Raw genomic sequence first — 17,551 nt, 5'->3', positions numbered from 1 at the left:
GAGAACCGACCGTCTTTCATTCTTTACAGACACTATGTAACCGATCTTTACTAATCAATACTACATCTCCATTCCTTACTTTATGTTTCTTTACCGAATAATCTTCCGGTGTATAAATGGCATTTGCTTCAATCATTTGATTTAACTGATTTGCCGACAATCCCAGACACGACCGGATGACAGAAGATAATTTCAGTCCGAAATCGAAAGGTGTCCGAACTTTGAATGTTATAATTTCATTATCGCCGCTTAAAATATCGTCAATCGAAACAGGCTCATGTTGTATCTCATATTCAACACTGCCGTAATCCAACTCGACACTGTTCTTTCTTACCGTTTCAGCAGAAAACGCATATTCCCACGCCACCGCTTCGTCATTCTCAGTAAATTTAAGGTAGAGATCCTTTTTGATCAGTTCGGATTTCGTACGTGACAATATGGTTAAGTTGTATGTGCTGTCACATTCCATACATCTATATATCAGCCACACATCTGTGTTCTTTTTCTGCGAGTTCATCCGGAATTTGCCACTGCAATAAAATCTATCGGAACTACAGCGATTACATTTTCGTTTTAAGATTGGGGTATTTTTGATCTTTATTTCCCATATATATTCTTTTTCCATTTCTATACTGTGCTTAATGTATTGTGAAAAATCCGTTATATCCACACAGCATCACAGCTTATGAAAACCCGAAGGTTGCCATAAACGACAATAGCAGATGCTATCGACCTCAAAGGACGACACTGTGAAGACAAATAATGATATGAAAAACCTGTTCGGGAAGGATTACCCGAACGAATGAACTACTAACCCGCGGTTTATGGGGCTAATATTAAGCCAGTATAAGTCTGAGAATTACTTTCAAAATGTGACTATTATGGTTATCGGGAGACAAAGATAGGTATTCTCCCCATACAACACAAACCCCTGAAAGACGAATCTCCCAGGGGTTGCTTTTTGTCTGTTTTTGCTCTTCACAGAGGTAGAACAGAAGAACTTTATTTCATTACTTTAGTATTAATATCGACCGCTTGTTCGCCTGTCACAGGGTAATTAGTTGATTCTTGTATAGGGCATCAACCGCGCAGTCAAATTTAAATTTATTGATTATAAATAGTTTCTATTATTTTACGATTGCTTTTACAGCAGCTTCACCTTCTACGGCTACTACAACTACACCTGCAGGTGCAGCGATTTCAGCCTTATCAGAAGAAAGAACAGTGTTAGCAACTGTCTGACCAAGAACGTTAGTGATAGTAACTTTCTTACCCTGAGCACCAGAGATGATTACTGCACCGTCAGTAGCAACTATAGATACTTCAGAAGCATTAATTTCATCATTAGCTGTCGGAGTACGAGTTTCATCTTCATTCATGTTGAATACATCAGCATTCTTGATATCTGCAACAACTACAACTACGCCATTCAACCATTTCAGATAACCTGTTTCAACTTTTGATACAGCTTCGCCACCATTCCAAGCCTTACGTCCGGTCTCGATAACAAATGAACCTTCTTCCTGATCTACATAACGGAATGCGTACTTAGCAATGCTGTGAGAATAGTCCTTACGATCCATCGGCAGTTTGTCATAAGTTCCGTTCGGACGTTTCAGATACAATGTATCGTGTGTATGGTAACCTTCTACAAAACCTAACTTAGCCCAATCTTCTCCATCTTCTTCGTTGATGAATTTATTGTTATGCAGGTGAGTTTCACCATATACATAAGCAGAATCCATCAGGTTAACCAAGAAGCGGCCGCTTGTTGTATCAGCTTTGTGTTTAGGATGACCTTCGATATCGCATTCACGATTATCTTCCCAATGTTTAGCATCTACAGCCAACAGATATTCCCAACGATTGTTGTGAGCACGATCTACATAAGCAGTATCTACATACAATGCCGGATTAATTTCCGGGAACTGAACTGCATTTGCAATACTCAGGAATTCACCCTTTTCAAACAATACCTGTGCTTCATCGGCACTTTCGTTACGGAAAATTTTGATTGTATCAGCCATAGCTACTGTACGATATTCAGGAGCTTCTTTAGGCTCTACAGTAAAGATATCGTTTTCAGTCTGTGCATACATATTGTTTGCACGATTCAAAATACCTTTATCTGCACTATCACCACCATATACTTTTCGGTTAGCTATAGTATTTACAGGATCTTCAACCAGATCTTCATTTGTAGAAACTGTTACCAAATTATACTTATCGTTACCAACCATCTTCAATGCAAAGTAGTCAGCGTCAGCAGCATCTGTATAACCAATTTTCTTTGAAGCTTCACCAGTTACATACTTACTGTTGCCATCATAAGCCATATACTCGCCATTAGCAGAGTTCATCAAAGTATATGCCGGGAATTTCAGGATCTTTGATCCTACATCTTCACCATTTACTTTTTCTACAGTAGTCTTGTATGTATTTCCATCGTAATATCCAAGAATACTTCTGATTTCAATTGTATCAGGAGTAACAGATACAACTTCACCATCTACATCCAATTCATGACACATAGCCGGAGTCAATGTCCATTCAGTTGCATTCGCTTTTTCAGTATCCAAACCAACCTGGTGGCTACCAGCATGGTTTTCAACCATCCATGCATTACCTTTCCATACCGGAGAATAGATACCTACATAATAAGACTGATCTTTCAATTCATCTGCATTCAGACGCAGGTAACCGTCGTATTCGTTATAATCAGTATGTGCAATAATTTCGATAGTATCGCCTTGATAAGCAAATACGTCTGTTTCTCCAGGGATACAATAGATTTGCTCTGCATCGAAAGTCCAATAAACAGGAGTCATTCCATTTTCAGTCCGAGTATAGTCTTTAGCTGCAGACGGTTGTTCGCGATTCTTCAGCGTCAGCACCTTATTATCAGCATCATAAGTCATAGCAAACTGAGTTTCCGGATAACCTACCAAAGCTTCGTTTGCCTTCACATAAGCAACATTACCGTAAGCATCCAAACCTAATACTTTACCATAAATTGTCTGATCTTTATCTTTATGTTTTGCAGTTATAGTAAAGAAGCCAGGTTTAGAACCTAACAATGCTTTAACATCAACAATATTGAAGTGACCTAATTCAATAGAAACAGAAGACAAATACGGATCATTTGTATTTTTTTCTGCTGATAAATAGTTTTCTTTTTCTACTTCCAGTTCACCAATTGTATATTTACCACTAGTTGCTGTCGCGCCTGCTACCGCAACTTCAATTCTGGCAACCTTGCTATCACCAGCAGCAAATCCGTCATAAGCATAAACAGTGAACAAATAAGCATAACGATCTCTTGTATCAGCATCTGCCAAAGCTGTTCTTAACGCCTTGCTGGTAATAGCTTTCAGCTTATAACCATAAGTTTTGTTATTACCTACTGCATATTTATCTTTTGTATCAACAACGATATAATTGCCATCAGCATTTACCAAAGCATAAGAAGAATTAGTCGCATTTATAATGTCAGTCTTAGGTGTCAAAAGTCCGATAAACTGATCTGCGTTCAGGCTTTCATCTGCATATTCGATTTTTGCTTCAAAGCTTGCACCGTAGTACTGTTTCAATTGAGAAGCAGTTACGATTGTGTTAGCAGGAGCGTTGACAACAACGATATTTTTACTCTCAAATTTAACAGCTGTTCCACCTAATGCATCGATAGTATTTAGCGTAACAGATCCAGCTGTATAATCAAGAACAAACTTATTATCCTCTTTCTTTAATTTAATTGCGACTTTCTTAGCAGAGCTCATTAAGAAATTTCCATTCTTATTCTTCAATGTAGCATAAGCTGTAGTAGCATCAGACTTAATCATTTCATCAATAGTCCACAAGAAGTTCGACTTCGTGCTGGTTTCATATTCAGCCCAAGCAAAAGTAGTAGTACCACCTAAAGCCTTAGCTGGCTCATCTTTATCCATGAACACATAATAATTACCAGACGTCATTTCTTTAGCCGTTGAAGCTATAGGAGCAACAACTACATCACCAGTTTCAGAAACAGACACCTGAACAGTTCCGGCCGGAGCAGCAACATCTCCCAAAGCGATAGCACCTGTTGCATTACCATTAGCATCTACTGTATTGATCAAAACTGCGGCTTCACTTAATGCTTTTTTACTAACCAAAGCATCTGCTTCTTGTCCTTTAGAAGCTATTTTTTCAATAGCTTCTGCTATTTCCGTCGGAGTTGCACCTTCTACTGTCAAAACTGTAGAGCCATCAGCTTTACCATTTGTGATAACATCTGCTAATGCAGCTTCGAAAGCAGAAAGAGTAATTGTATTAGCTTTTGAAACGACTGCAGCTTCTGTTTCGTCAGCAGCTTTTGTCAAATAAGCAAATTCAACAACATGATTCGTGTTTACTTCCCCATCTTCAAAAACCTCTATGCCATTACGTATAATTACATTAGCATCATTACTGCTAAATGTATTTGTATTAGCGATAGACTTTCCATCCAAACCTTTAGTAATAACGGCAGATTTTGAAGCCACACCTTTTTTGTTTTTCAAAGCATCAAGATTCAAAGGTGCACTATCTGCACTTTCTCCTCTCTGAGCATTCTGATACACCTGACAAGCGATAGAATACCAATAGCCATAACTATCAAAAGCAGTTTGAGCAAAACCCGTAAACTTATTACCTTTAACAGTATAAGCAACTTCTCCACTTTGCGGATACAAAATAACCCCATTTACGATATTAGTCGTATTGCCATCGTTTACTGATGCAGAAAGCTCATTACCAGTAATTGTTGCTTTATCTGCAAAAATAGTAATCGATGTATTATTCCAAAATCCACCTAATACAGCCTGTGAAAGATTATTCTGCAATTTAAGTCCGCTTACAGTTACATCTTCTGCAGCAATCACGATACGCCCTTTAAAGAGATTGGCTACTGAACCAGAGCTAGTCAATGTAATGCCTGCATCTTTAATAATTACGTAAGAAGGAGTTTTCGGAGTTTCTTTATTCGCTTGTTGAGCAGCAGCCGGATACAAATCAACATCTCCGGTTAAAGCAATCACCTTATCATTGCCTAATTCCAGAGAAGTCAAATCCAAAACATTGCCTTCCCCGATCGCATTAATAAATGCAGCAGGAGCAACATCCTTCGCATCCACATAACTAAACAGCGCGCCACCAGTCAGTAAGCCCACTGTCAAAAGTGTAGAAAACTTTTTGTTCATAATTTAAAATTTAATATTAATAATAGTGTTACTTAAAAGCCTACCCATATCGATCGTAAGTGTTGCCATTTGTTAAATGGCGAGCTAAAAGGATCGTTTTTTCTAGTCATTTTGTTTTGGTCATGATCTGTTCGTAATTCGAAACGGGATTTTTGTACAGACTTTCGTATTCTATTGATAAGAAAGAAGATAGGAAGGGAAAGAATTTTATCGATTTCTTTGGTGGTTTGAAAACTATAAGTACCTTTGTTGACGAATTAAAACGATCGTTTTTCCTAGTCACTCCATTTCTCATCCTTACCTTTTGTTTTATATACCTTCAATGCGTTATTACACACCTTGTACCGGTTTTTTCTCTAGTTTCTATACATATATTAAATGTACGCGCACGTACATCTGTTAAAATAGAGTTAAACCACGGCCTTTTTACCATTGCCCTAAATGCTTCGTTAATTATTGTTTCTATTTTAACATTCTTTCCTGGTTTCGGGGTCACCTAAGTGATCTCTCAGGATCGCCACCTGACGGGACGTATACATACGCTGGCCTTTTTTGTAACCTGCTTTTTTCAACTCTGCCAATAAGTCTTCATCTCGATTGATCCACGAAGACAACTGCGATGATGCAGATTTATCTAATATCCCGGGAAAATAGAGTCTGGCCAGTTCTGTATGGCCATATACTCGATTTATAATGATGCTCATATGCTTATTTTATTTATAGCAATTAATAATACTAGTACAATCTGAAACGCCGCCGGATAAAAAATGCATATTGCTGCTTACCAGCGCATATATTCCGAATTTGAGAGTTTCATACTCCATGAGTTCTCCTTTTTTTAAGTTGTTTTACACTTGAAGCACCGAAGGTTAACAGCACGGTGCACAAGCAATGAAGATGTATCGATGTAAGGTTAACTGATTGATGTAAACAAAAAAGCCCGGCCACCGGATATCGCTATCCGGCAGTCGAGCCACCTTTTTCTGTTCTTTCACAAAGTTACTATTTGTTTCTTATTTCATCTTAACGCTTTCCTTTTAGTATGTTAAAAAATATTAGTCGCGATACTAATTCATTTTACCCGCTATATTAATTCCGATTAGTCGCTATACTAGTGTCATTTTGATAATCGGGAAAAACAACAAAAATAGCAGATTTCATAAAAGAACATTCAATTTTCAGTATAACGCCTTGACTTGAAAAGAGAATCTATTACTTTTGTAGCACTTTTAATTCTTTAGACTAACACATATTCTATCATGAAGCAAATAACCTTATTTTGCACTTGCTTGCTATTGGGCATAACATCCTGTAGCAATCCTTCTGTCACGACAACTAACAGTGACATTTCTATTGCCGACTCCATGCTCACCAATATCCTGGAAAAGTATAATGTCGAAAAGTATCATCTCCTTTCAGAAACCTATCCGGTAAACCCGGAGAATCAGGTCACTTATCTTGCCGAAGGAAGCGAACAGAAAAAGGATCAGGAAGTATCGTTCCTGTGGCCTTACTCCGGCATGTTGTCGGGCTGTATCTCCCTGTATGAAGCGACCGGAAATGAAAAGTACCTGAAAGTCCTGGAAGAGCGCATTATTCCCGGACTGGATCTATACTGGGACAATACACGTACCCCGCACTGCTATCAGAGCTATCCGATGTTCAACGGCGAAAGCGACCGCTTTTATGATGACAACGACTGGCTGGCCATCGACTTCTGCGACCTGTACGCACTCACCAAAGACCAACAGTATCTATTGAAGGCGAAGGAACTATACGAATACATCTATAGTGGTTGGGATGAAGTGCTCGGCGGCGGTATCTACTGGTGCGAACAGAAAAAGACATCCAAGAACACCTGTTCCAATGCTCCGGCAACCGTCTTATGCATGAAACTGTATAACCTGACGAAAGAACAAAAGTATCTCGACCAGGCCCTGGCAACCTACCACTGGACGAAAAATAACTTATGCGATCCATCCGACCAGGTCTATTGGGATAACATAAGCCTCGATAAAACAATCGGTAAAGCCAAGTTCACCTACAACAGCGGACAGATGATCCAGGCCGGTGTACTTCTCTACCAGACTACTTCCGACGAAACCTTCCTGAAGGATGCACAAAATACGGCCAAAGGCGCTTACAATCATTTTTTGAGCAAACGTACTGGTATTGACGGAAAAGATGCTTACTTTTACCCCTCAAATCCATGGTTCAACGTTATCCTGCTGCGCGGACTTATCGCCCTGGCAGAGGTGGATAATAATTATGAATATGTAAATACGATGGCAGACAATGCCCGTTATGCCTGGAAGTATACCCGTGACGAGAACGGTTTCCTGGGTAACGACTGGGCCGGAACTAAAAATAAGAAGTTCAAATGGTTGCTGGACAATGCCTGCATGATTGAACTTTTTGCAGAGATCAATAACATTCAATAATCATAAAACAAAAACGTAAACTCACCATGACTACACGTAGAAACTTCCTGAAATCCGGGAGCCTCTCACTGGCAGGGTTGTTAGTCGGACAGAAATCGTTCGCTCACATGGCTGAATCAGCTTCCACCGGTTCTCCGGTTATCTCCGAGACTTCACAGTACACATGCCTTCGCCCGGCTCCGGAAAAACGGCAATTCACTTCGGCAGCCGTAGAAAAGGCGATCAAGGCTACTAAAGCGAAACTGAAAGACCCTAAACTGGCCTGGATGTTCGAAAACTGTTTCCCGAATACGCTGGATACCACCTGCGAACATAAGATGTTGAACGGCAAGCCCGATACTTTCGTCCTGACAGGCGACATCCACGCCATGTGGTTGCGCGACTCGTCGGCACAGGTTTTCCCCCATATTAAATTCGCCAACGAAGATCCGGCGGTAAAGACCATGCTGGCAGGTGTTATCAACCGTCAGACTTGGTGTATCAACATCGACCCGTATGCCAACGGTTTCAACGAAGGCCCGACAGGCAGCGAATGGGAAAGCGACCGTACCGACATGAAGCCGGAACTCCACGAACGCAAATGGGAGATCGACTCGCTTTGCTACCCGATCCGCCTGGCTTACCATTTCTGGAAAAAGACCGGCGACACTTCTCCTTTCGACAAAGACTGGGACAAAGCGATGAAATCGGTCTACAAGACTTTCATCGAGCAACAACGTAAAGATGGCCTCGGCCCTTACCGTTTCTCACGTGTTACCGACCGCCAGGGCGATACTTTGCTGAACGATGGTTACGGTAGCCCGGTAAATCCGGTCGGCCTGATCGTTTCGTCTTTCCGTCCTTCGGATGATGCTTCCTTGTTCGGCTTCCTGATCCCGTCGAATATGTTTGCCGTAACGTCTCTACGCCAGCTGGCCGAGATGATGCGCAACATCAGAAAAGATAATGATTTTGCCCGCCAGTGCGACTCATTGGCTGACGAAGTGGCTGCTGCCATCGAGAAATATGCTATTGTAGAGCATCCGGAATTCGGCAAAGTATATGCGTTTGAAGCAGACGGTTTCCACAATCACGTATTCATGGACGACGCGAATGTCCCCAGTTTGCTGGCTATGCCTTACCTGGGATGTATCGACGTAAACGATCCGGTATACCAGAACACCCGTAAACTGGTGCTCAGCTCTTCCAATCCTTACTTCTTCAAAGGTAAAGCCGGCGAAGGTATCGGTGGCCCGCATATCGGCTTCGACTTTATCTGGCCGATGAGTATCATCATGCGATGCAACACCACCAACGACAACGAAGAGATACGCCAGTGCGTAAAAATGCTACGCGACACGGATGGCGACACCGGCTTCATGCACGAGTCATTCCACAAAGACGATCCAAAGAAATTTACACGTTCCTGGTTCGCCTGGGTAAACACCCTGTTCGGCGAAATGATTTACCGCCTGGTACAAGAAGGTAAAACGGATATTCTGAATAATCTGGGATAAATAGAAATAACCGACTTGGTAAGGGCAGGCTCCAAACCTGCCCTTTGTGCCAAGGGGCTCAAAACAACTGCCTTATGAAAAAGAAATTAGTCATATTGACCGGTGCCGGCATGAGTGCCGAAAGCGGTATCTCCACCTTTCGCGATTCGGACGGACTATGGGAAAAATACCGGGTAGAAGATGTAGCGACTCCCAAGGGATTTACTGCTAACCCCGAGCTGGTACTCAACTTCTACAACCAACGGCGCAGGGAACTGCTGAACACTAAACCGAATGCCGGACATATCGGACTGGCCGAACTGGAAAAGGATTTTGAGGTACATATTATCACCCAGAATATCGACAATCTGCATGAACAGGCAGGAAGCACGGACGTGATCCATCTGCACGGGGAACTAATGAAAGCCTGCTCCGTCCGCGACCTCAACACAACGTATGACATTTCACCGGAAAATCCGGATATTCATATCGGAGATAAAGACCCTCACGGCGTACAGCTCCGTCCTTTCATCGTCTGGTTCGGCGAAGCTGTCCCGATGATCGACCCGGCCATACGCATGGTGGAATCATGTGACATATTCGTCGTTATCGGCACGTCGCTCAATGTTTATCCGGCCGCCGGATTACTGAACTACGTACGCCGCGGCCAGCCTATCTACCTGATAGACCCCAAAGAAGTGAATACCTACCGCAACGATATTCACTTTATAAAGTCCGGTGCTTCGGAAGGAGTTAAAGAGCTTAGTAAAATACTAAAGGTATCCAGACACTAACTCTAAAACGAAACTCTATGCCCCTTTTTGATAATTACTGGAGACAAGATACATTGCTTACCATTGTATCCCTACTGTTTCTCCTGCCGGGTTGCCATGTGGACAAACAAAGTAATTATCCGCCCGAAACCATCACGAAATCCAATCAGGAATTCACTTTCAACCTCTATAAGAAAGTCGTCCAATCCGAAACCGGGAATATTTGCCTTTCTCCTTTCAGTGTTAGTTTCTGTCTGGGAATGATTATGAACGGGACAGAAGGAGATACTTATGACGAAATAAGACAGCTGATGGGTTTTCAGGATAAAGACGGGGACATCAATGAAATTATAGCCCATCTCGACAAAGAGCAGTGGGAAAAATGGTTAAATAACCTCTCGCTCCATAAATTCGAGCTTCACCTACCACGCTTTAAAATGGAGCAAAAGATTAACCTTGAAAAACAGCTAAAGGCATTAGGCATAAAGAAAGCCTTTATTGCATCCTTGGCTTGTTTTAATGTTCAAAATAATATTGCAAAAGAAGTATTTTTAATACATGGATGGACGAATAATGGTTTTGATTTTACATGATAAAAAAGCATTAAAACCGTTCACTGTTCACCTGGCAGAGTGCGACGGCATGCAAATCAATGGATAAGACGCTTATTTCCCAGGTGAATGGTCACTCAAAAAGGTGAATGGTTTATACGAACCTTTCACCCTCGTCTTATCCGGATTACTTATTTTTACAGCTTATACTATTGCTCAGTAAATAAAAGGTCTGAACTGATTAAGGTCAATATTATAGCTTATTTACTTAATGACCAACGTCGATAAGCTTGCTGAGCATCGTCGCAAAGCTTAACAACCAAGGTCGCAAAGCTTAACGATGGCGGTGTCCGGATTTATAAGTAATAACTAAAGAGTTAGTTTGCAATAGGTTTAATGGTAATGGATAATAAGGGGAAAGATACTTTTTAAGTTGCCGGATAAATACTTATATATAGGAAGGTGAATGGTTGGATCCAACCATTCACCTTTTTATCCAACCATTCACCCTGTGTATATGCTGTTAAACAAAATATAATCAATAAGTTATTATGTGTAAGGTGAAGGGTGAAAGGTTTATTGCCTGATTTTGCATGAATAGTTGCTCCGGAGCAAAGATTGACAGATTTTTTATTTTCAATCCTCGATAACCAGGCGAACCCCTACATTATTCACCTTCTGCCAGGGCAGATAAACGCGGCGGGCGGTTGCCGTGGCGTCTTGCGGACGATCCAGCCAGGAACCGCCGCGAGCCACTACCTGACGGGTATTTGCTGCTGCCTGCGATTTCTCATTATACGGATACGGCGCATACATCGAACGAGTCCATTCCTGCAGGTTTCCATGCATATTGACCAAGCCGAACGGGTTTGCCTGATAGGTGTAGCGGTCGGTCGGGATCATCATGCCGTCGTTCACGGTTTCTACTTTCGGGAGATAATCGTAATATTGGAACCAGGGATTATCTTTCTCCATCGGCTGGGGATCGATACCTGTAACCGCCATCTTTTCGAGCTGCACATCCGCCAGGTTCTCATACGAACCGAAGTTGGCACCCATACCGCCATACCAGAAAGGCTGGTCGCTACCACCCCGGCAAGCCCACTCCCATTGTACTTCGGTAGGAAGCGTCACTTTTAAACCGGTCTTTTCCGAAAGTTTGTTGCAATAGTCCATCGCTTCTTCGTAACTTACACGGATAACCGGCTGATCCGGTTTATTGGCCGGATAACCGGGCGTCGTATGATCTTTCCAGAACTGGGCATAGATACGGCTGTCGTGATCCGGTACCAGGGCGTTATACTGTGCATTGGTCAGCTCTTTCTCCGACATCCAGAAACCGGACTTCACATCCGCTTTGAACTCCGGAGCCTGATCGGGATAACCGTTGTTCGATCCCATGACGAATTTACCTGCCGGAACGCGGACGAAAGCGATCTTCACCCCGTCGGCTACTTCGATCTCTTTCCGCAAAGATTTCTCTTTCGATAAGATCTTCTGAATCTCTTCGGCAGACAACGGCCAACCTTTCAGCTTCACCGACTTATGTTTGACAGGAGCGACCTGTTCGGGCACTTCCGGGAGGATCTCTCCTTTACCCTTCAGGAAGGAAGCATAATCGGCCAGTTCCTTACGCCAGTCGACACCCGCATTCGCATACTTATCAGCCAACTCGATACGGCGTTCGTACTGGTCGTATCCGTTCAGCGGATCGGCGTCGAACTCACCGCGTCCGGGGGCATTCATGTCGATCCACATATACAGATGATCCCATTCGTTGTCGGTCAGCTTCACGTTGTAGTGACCGCGTTCCAGGAGACGGACGATCTCACTGGTGGAAGCGTGGTATTCGTACGGGGTCATCACGTACATATCGGCTTCCGGCCCCTGACGGTTCACGTAAGGATGGAAGGCCAGGTAACTCTTTTGCATATAGCGTGTGCCACTCCAGTCGGTAACGCCAACGGAAGTCGTATCCTTAAAGTTAGGGCGACCGGCTTTGCTTCCGTCATGGCAGGCTACGCAGGCACGGTCGAGGATCGGCTGTATCTCGTATTTGAAGGAATAGGAACGGACACCGCCTTCTGCAATGGCCAGTTCATGCGGTTTGCGGGTAGAAGCCTGCACTCTTTTAGGCACAGGAATCGTATTCTGGTCTTCATGGCATCCCACGCAGGAAACCACTTCGCCCGGCATACCGGTCAGCCAGCTACGCATCCATTGCACGGCACGTCCTTCCCCATCGAGCGGTTGCAGGGAGACAGGGGTATTGGCCGGTATTTTGAAGATAGCCGAACCGTCTTCTTCAACCGGAACAGTACCCAGCAGACGTTTGATATCCCAACCGGCCTGGATACCGTGGTTATAATGGTCGGACAAGGTTCTACGGTAAGCATATTCGTAGGCATAGACACGGAATGATTTGATCTCTCCCCGGGGAACGCCTTTCAATCCTTCCCCTTCGTAAATATCCTGGATAAAGACCGTTGCTTCCTTTTCATTCAGCTTGACACGATCGGGGATGGCAGGGGGAACAGGGGTGCTCTTCACCGGAACGGAGTAGATCATACCGGCATTGTCGGCATTGGCAACCAATGTCAGGTTATCGTAAATATCCACCAGATAGATACCCCAACGGCTATAAGGAGACAATTTGGCTGTCACCAGGAAAGTCTCGTCCGTCAGCGGATAAGGTTTGATAAATTGCGGCCATACGCCGTTCACCAGTTCATCTTTTATTTCCGGAATGATCGGACGGCCCCGGAAAGGCAGTTCCTGTATCATTCCTTTTTCCTCCTTACGGCTCTTGGCCGGATCGAAGATCATCAGGCGGCCGGAACGGGCAACGCCGTGATGTCCGGAGATAACGCCGACGAAACGGTTAGTACGCTTGGGTAACGGCTGCACATCGAAGATACTGTTCGGGAACATGGAGCCACTGCCATACAACGATTTCTGCTCCGTCCCGTCCGGGTTCATGTGCATAACGATACGGGAGAAATAATGCGTCAGGTCGGTATATTCCCAACGGACATACATCACCTTCCCGTTAGCCATGACGATCGGGTGCCAGTTGGCATCCTGGTCGAATGTGAGGCGGCGCATATCATGGGTACGGGGATCGTATAAGACCATATTGCCCACGGCATCGCTACCATTTACGCAAGGGACGCCCTGATAGCCGATATTGGAGATTGCCAGCATACGTCCGTCGGGAAGGTAGGTGGCATCAAAAAATTCAAGGTCGGGTTCGGGGATGTTGACGGCTTGCTTCACGCCACTTCCGTCGATATTCATTTCATGTACCTGCCAGCGGCGGGTCGTATCCAGCGCGGTAAATAACAAACGCTGTCCGTCCCAATGGAGCACCAGATCGGTTACGGATGATCCGTCCACTTCCGGTTTGTAAAGGGTTTTCTCCTGCAGGTTACCGCTTTTCAGGCCTGACAGTTCGACCAACTCCGCTTTGAAGTTACGGCGGCTGGCGGAACTCAGGTTCGACCAGTTGTTAGGCTGGATCCCCAGGCTACCGGCTCCCACGAAGTTAGCACGGTCGCCCAGGTCGAATTTAACGGTCAGCATCTTATCCACATTCACATCCGGACTCATCAGAAGTATCTCTTTCTTCAGCGCCAGCGCTTTGTTGGCTTTTTCGAGGCTCGGCTGATCGCCGGTGTAAATTCCGTCGAAACCTCCAGCCAACAGTTTCTTCAGCTCATTCAAGCGGCTTTCTGCCTTACCGGCATCGAAGCTGGATTGTTTTTTCATGACACCGATCGCTTCTTCGATAGCGGCCGGTTTCATCCATTCCAGTTCCGCCTGTACTTCCAACACGGTCAAGACACGGCCTGCCAGGCATTTGTAGGCCTGCATCTGTTCAGACGGCGTACCGGCTGAGGCTGCTTTTTTCAACTCTGCCTGAAAGAAGGAAGCATTCTTCAACTCTTTCAGCATGGCTTCCAGGCCTTTACGCGTCCTGTCCAGTTGCTCGGAGGTTACTTCCTCTTTCGTTTCACAACTGGGTTGTGCGGATAATACGCCTCCACCCAGTAAGCAGAAGGCCACACATCCTGTAATCAATAGTTTTTTCCACATAGACGATTATTTTTTAGTGATAAGTTTATCCATCTCTTTCCCATCCATATATTCCTCATCGGGAGAAGCATACAAACAATCCATAATGATATTTGCCTGCGGGAAAGCAGACAGAATCTTGCGTATGGCCTCCGTCTTCGATGATTTATAGATCGGGGCATTCGTATTCCACAACTGGTCGTGAATATCTTTTTCAGGAGCAGAAACAAGTAGTTCCCTGATATCCATCTGTTTCAATCGCGACAAGTTACTATCCAGGTTGGCCTCATCGTTCAGCAATAACGATACAGCCGGAGCCAAAGTGAAATTAGGACGGTTCACCTCTCCTACCAGTTTCTGAAGGCCTTCGACAGTATCCGGCGTACGGGAAACGGATTGGCGCAGGATCAGGCGGATATTCTTTGCCGCAGCATAGTCGGCCAACGTACGGAAAGACTCTTGCAACGACTGGTAGAATTGTTCCATTGTATAATTGTTCTCGATAGTACGCTGGGTAGAGATCAGCAACTCGTCCGCACCCAGTATTTCCATTTTATCGATGACTCCTTTCATTATTTCCATGCTTTTCTGATAGAACGGGGCATCGTTGTTTACGATACGCAGATCGGGGTACAGGTTCAGCCCTGATGTCAGGTCGACTGTCATCTTCAGTTTCTGACGTCCCAGCCAGCCCGATTCATGTCTCAACACCTCTTGCTCTTTGTCGTGGAGATAACGCCAGTCGATCACCACCCGGTCGTAATGTTCAAAGAATGTAGGACGGGAAAGGATCTCCTCTTTTACATTCTGAATATTCCGCAAGGTAAGAGCCCGGCCGGTGACATTAGGCACAGAAGGGATCTCCGGTATTGCCGTAATATCCGCATCACTCAGCCGGACACGGAAGATACGTACGTTGCCACCTGCGATCCGGTTGCCGGAATTCTTTCCCGGACGGCTGTTCAATGCCACTTTAGGCGTATAACCGATCGCGTTCATTTCAGAACAATCGGTCGGCAACTCACGGATAGAAGTGATCTTTCCGGTTTTTGCACGAAGGGTAAACTCTTTCGGTTCCCAATATTGGTTGGACACCAGCACGGTATATTCGTTGTTATCTTTCGAGCAGGTAACAAGGCTTAGCTCCGGATTGGTATCGAACAGTTGAGCCGAAGCGAAAATGTCCTGCATTAAGGCTTTCGTATGGCCAAGCATCGGATAAGGTTTATCCAGCGGTTGCTCTTCCTTTACCTTCACAGGCAATGCGCATTGAGGTTGTTCCGTAACTCCGTACGGAGAAGCGATCACGGTAACCTTCCCTTTGCCGGCTTTCATTTCGATTGCGGCGGGCTGCTCCCCGCTCTTTTGCAGAACGACGGCGGAAGACGGATAAACCAGTTCGGCCAAGGTATAGGCTCCCTTCTCTGTCAGCGACTTTCCGTTATAAGTGACTGGAGCCGTACAGGTATTCACTTTTCCGGAGGTACGAATGCCGGCTATACCGTCCGGCATATTCTTCAGCGAACCGGCAGTAATAACCAGATGCCCGCCTTCATTTACATAGGCGTTCAGTTTATCATTGATCTCTTTCCCCGGACGAAGCTCATCGGAGATAACCAGGATAGGAAATTGTTTCATTACCCATAACGGGGCATCGCTCATCAGACAATCGGCAATATCGCCGTAAGGTGTGGGAGCGATAAAACCTCTCTCATCCTTATAATAGGAAGCATCCTGGTAGCCAGGATACAGGATATCGAGCATGGCATCCGTCAGATAGTCGGGCTGTTCGTAAGGGAGATTACCCCACACTTTATAGGCCTGCCGGGAATACAGATGGCGGGGGAACGACCAACCGGAAAAGAAATCGGTCATCAAGGCAACCGGCGTGTACATAACGCCCGGATCACCGTATTTGTCGAGCCATTTGACCGCGCTCTGTTGTATCTTACCGATCGGGCTGAGTTTCTTGTCGTCGATCCGCATCGCTCCTTCAAAACCGACTGCCACACAGTCGTACATCAGATGCGTATAGATCAACCGTTTCAGAAGACCGAGAGAGGTTCCTTTCAACGGGCCTCCGCTTCCGTAATCTTCATCTATATTGGTGGCGTTCGAGTCGTAAGTCTTATGTCCCCAGCGGTTCCATACAGAAGCATTGCCAAACCAGTTGACCCCATATTGCTTACCGGCTCCGCGGATAAAAGAGTAATAGATCTGTGAGTTAGGCAAGCCCTGTGCCGTTTCCGCACCGATCAGGGTGTAGACACCTTCCTTCAGGAAATAATGTCCGAAGTTGAGCGAGACAAGGGTAGCCATTTTATTACCCAACTGATCCCCCATCTCCTGGAAATGACGCTGGAAGTTGAAATATTGTTGCTTGCGGTCGGCACCGAGCGGATACATGCGGGGGGCAAAACTGCCTACATACCGGCCGTCCTGTTCACCGTTATCCATTCCCAGCCAGCGGTCGCCCAGCTCCGACTCGAACAGGTCGAGCACCCCGTCAGGAATAACGAACTGTGTCCAGTACCCGCCGGGGCCCGAACCGGGAATATATCCCCAGAGATCGAACAGGTAAAGGTTCCTTTTCTTTATCTCGCCAACAACTTCCTTCAGGTTATCCTGAAAAACCAACGGATAAGACACCCACAGGATATCCCCCAGTTTGTCCTTATCTACCCATTGATCGAGCTTCTGTTTATAATCGCCCGAAAGATCACGAAGAGCGATAAACTGTATCTTGTTATTAAAAAAAGAGGCATCCGGCGATTTCACGTGATAACGGGAGTAATCGGGATGATGGGACGGTGTCATCTGATAAGGATACAGCCTGATACTGTTCTGCGCAAACGATTGGTTGGGATACAACAATCCCAACAGAGTTAGAAGTACTAGAATTTTTTTCATAAGTATAATATATTGTTGTTGCGTTAACAAGCCGACAACCGATAGGGCGATCACTCCTTATCGCAACAAAGGTGCATTTATATTTTGACAACAGGTGTCTATTCGTTCTTA

At 44.7% G+C, this 17,551-nt stretch carries 9 protein-coding genes; 4 read left to right on the top strand and 5 right to left on the bottom strand.

The window, feature by feature from the left end; genetic code table 11:
• Positions 1 to 16: 16 nt before the first annotated feature.
• The 3 genes from HMPREF1212_RS00215 to HMPREF1212_RS00200 all read right to left on the bottom strand — a co-directional run bounded on the left by HMPREF1212_RS00215 (position 17) and on the right by HMPREF1212_RS00200 (position 5,920).
• Complete coding sequence (locus HMPREF1212_RS00215; RefSeq protein WP_316929441.1) at positions 17 to 517, bottom strand: DUF1062 domain-containing protein; 501 nt, start codon at positions 515 to 517, stop codon at positions 17 to 19.
• Between the two features lie 610 nt (positions 518 to 1,127).
• Positions 1,128 to 5,216, bottom strand: a complete 4,089-nt coding sequence (locus HMPREF1212_RS00210; protein ID WP_046148006.1) for a DUF6383 domain-containing protein — start codon at positions 5,214 to 5,216, stop codon at positions 1,128 to 1,130.
• A 467-nt stretch (positions 5,217 to 5,683) separates the two neighbouring features.
• Complete coding sequence (locus HMPREF1212_RS00200; RefSeq protein ID WP_046148004.1) at positions 5,684 to 5,920, bottom strand: DUF4248 domain-containing protein; 237 nt, start codon at positions 5,918 to 5,920, stop codon at positions 5,684 to 5,686.
• 555 nt (positions 5,921 to 6,475) lie between these two features.
• Between HMPREF1212_RS00200 and HMPREF1212_RS00195 the strand changes: the two genes are divergently transcribed.
• The 4 genes from HMPREF1212_RS00195 (at position 6,476) to HMPREF1212_RS00180 (ending at position 10,498) form a co-directional block, all read left to right on the top strand.
• Positions 6,476 to 7,657 carry a glycoside hydrolase family 76 protein gene (locus HMPREF1212_RS00195; protein ID WP_046148003.1) on the top strand — a complete coding sequence of 394 codons (1,182 nt, stop codon included), beginning with the start codon at positions 6,476 to 6,478 and terminating at the stop codon, positions 7,655 to 7,657.
• 26 nt (positions 7,658 to 7,683) lie between these two features.
• The gene (locus HMPREF1212_RS00190; protein ID WP_046148002.1) at positions 7,684 to 9,153 is read left to right on the top strand and encodes a glycoside hydrolase family 125 protein; all 1,470 of its coding nucleotides are present in this window, start codon (positions 7,684 to 7,686) and stop codon (positions 9,151 to 9,153) included.
• 74 nt (positions 9,154 to 9,227) lie between these two features.
• Positions 9,228 to 9,926 (top strand): SIR2 family NAD-dependent protein deacylase, encoded by a 699-nt coding sequence (locus tag HMPREF1212_RS00185; RefSeq protein ID WP_046148001.1) that lies wholly within the window; start codon positions 9,228 to 9,230, stop codon positions 9,924 to 9,926.
• A gap of 17 nt (positions 9,927 to 9,943) precedes the next feature.
• Complete coding sequence (locus HMPREF1212_RS00180; protein ID WP_046148000.1) at positions 9,944 to 10,498, top strand: serpin family protein; 555 nt, start codon at positions 9,944 to 9,946, stop codon at positions 10,496 to 10,498.
• Positions 10,499 to 11,092: 594 nt separating this feature from the next.
• Here HMPREF1212_RS00180 and HMPREF1212_RS00175 read toward each other — a convergent pair.
• Both HMPREF1212_RS00175 and HMPREF1212_RS00170 read right to left on the bottom strand, forming a co-directional pair.
• Positions 11,093 to 14,551, bottom strand: a complete 3,459-nt coding sequence (locus tag HMPREF1212_RS00175) for an SUMF1/EgtB/PvdO family nonheme iron enzyme (protein ID WP_046147999.1) — start codon at positions 14,549 to 14,551, stop codon at positions 11,093 to 11,095.
• A 6-nt stretch (positions 14,552 to 14,557) separates the two neighbouring features.
• On the bottom strand, positions 14,558 to 17,440 hold the full coding sequence (locus HMPREF1212_RS00170) for a TIM barrel protein (protein ID WP_046147998.1): 2,883 nt from the start codon (positions 17,438 to 17,440) through the stop codon (positions 14,558 to 14,560).
• Positions 17,441 to 17,551: the final 111 nt, after the last annotated feature.

It is taken from the genome of Parabacteroides sp. HGS0025, from assembly GCF_000969845.1.
In the GTDB taxonomy this organism is placed as follows: domain Bacteria; phylum Bacteroidota; class Bacteroidia; order Bacteroidales; family Tannerellaceae; genus Parabacteroides; species Parabacteroides gordonii.
This window is presented reverse-complemented; position numbering and strand designations above follow the sequence as displayed.

What these genes read in the sequence shown, in the direction of transcription:
- HMPREF1212_RS00215 (WP_316929441.1), bottom strand. Translation starts at nt 517, where the DNA reads ATGAACTCGCAGAAAAAGAACACAGATGTGTGGCTGATATATAGATGT.
- HMPREF1212_RS00210 (WP_046148006.1), bottom strand. Translation starts at nt 5,216, where the DNA reads ATGAACAAAAAGTTTTCTACACTTTTGACAGTGGGCTTACTGACTGGT.
- HMPREF1212_RS00200 (WP_046148004.1), bottom strand. Translation starts at nt 5,920, where the DNA reads ATGAGCATCATTATAAATCGAGTATATGGCCATACAGAACTGGCCAGA.
- HMPREF1212_RS00195 (WP_046148003.1), top strand. Translation starts at nt 6,476, where the DNA reads ATGAAGCAAATAACCTTATTTTGCACTTGCTTGCTATTGGGCATAACA.
- HMPREF1212_RS00190 (WP_046148002.1), top strand. Translation starts at nt 7,684, where the DNA reads ATGACTACACGTAGAAACTTCCTGAAATCCGGGAGCCTCTCACTGGCA.
- HMPREF1212_RS00185 (WP_046148001.1), top strand. Translation starts at nt 9,228, where the DNA reads ATGAAAAAGAAATTAGTCATATTGACCGGTGCCGGCATGAGTGCCGAA.
- HMPREF1212_RS00180 (WP_046148000.1), top strand. Translation starts at nt 9,944, where the DNA reads ATGCCCCTTTTTGATAATTACTGGAGACAAGATACATTGCTTACCATT.
- HMPREF1212_RS00175 (WP_046147999.1), bottom strand. Translation starts at nt 14,551, where the DNA reads ATGTGGAAAAAACTATTGATTACAGGATGTGTGGCCTTCTGCTTACTG.
- HMPREF1212_RS00170 (WP_046147998.1), bottom strand. Translation starts at nt 17,440, where the DNA reads ATGAAAAAAATTCTAGTACTTCTAACTCTGTTGGGATTGTTGTATCCC.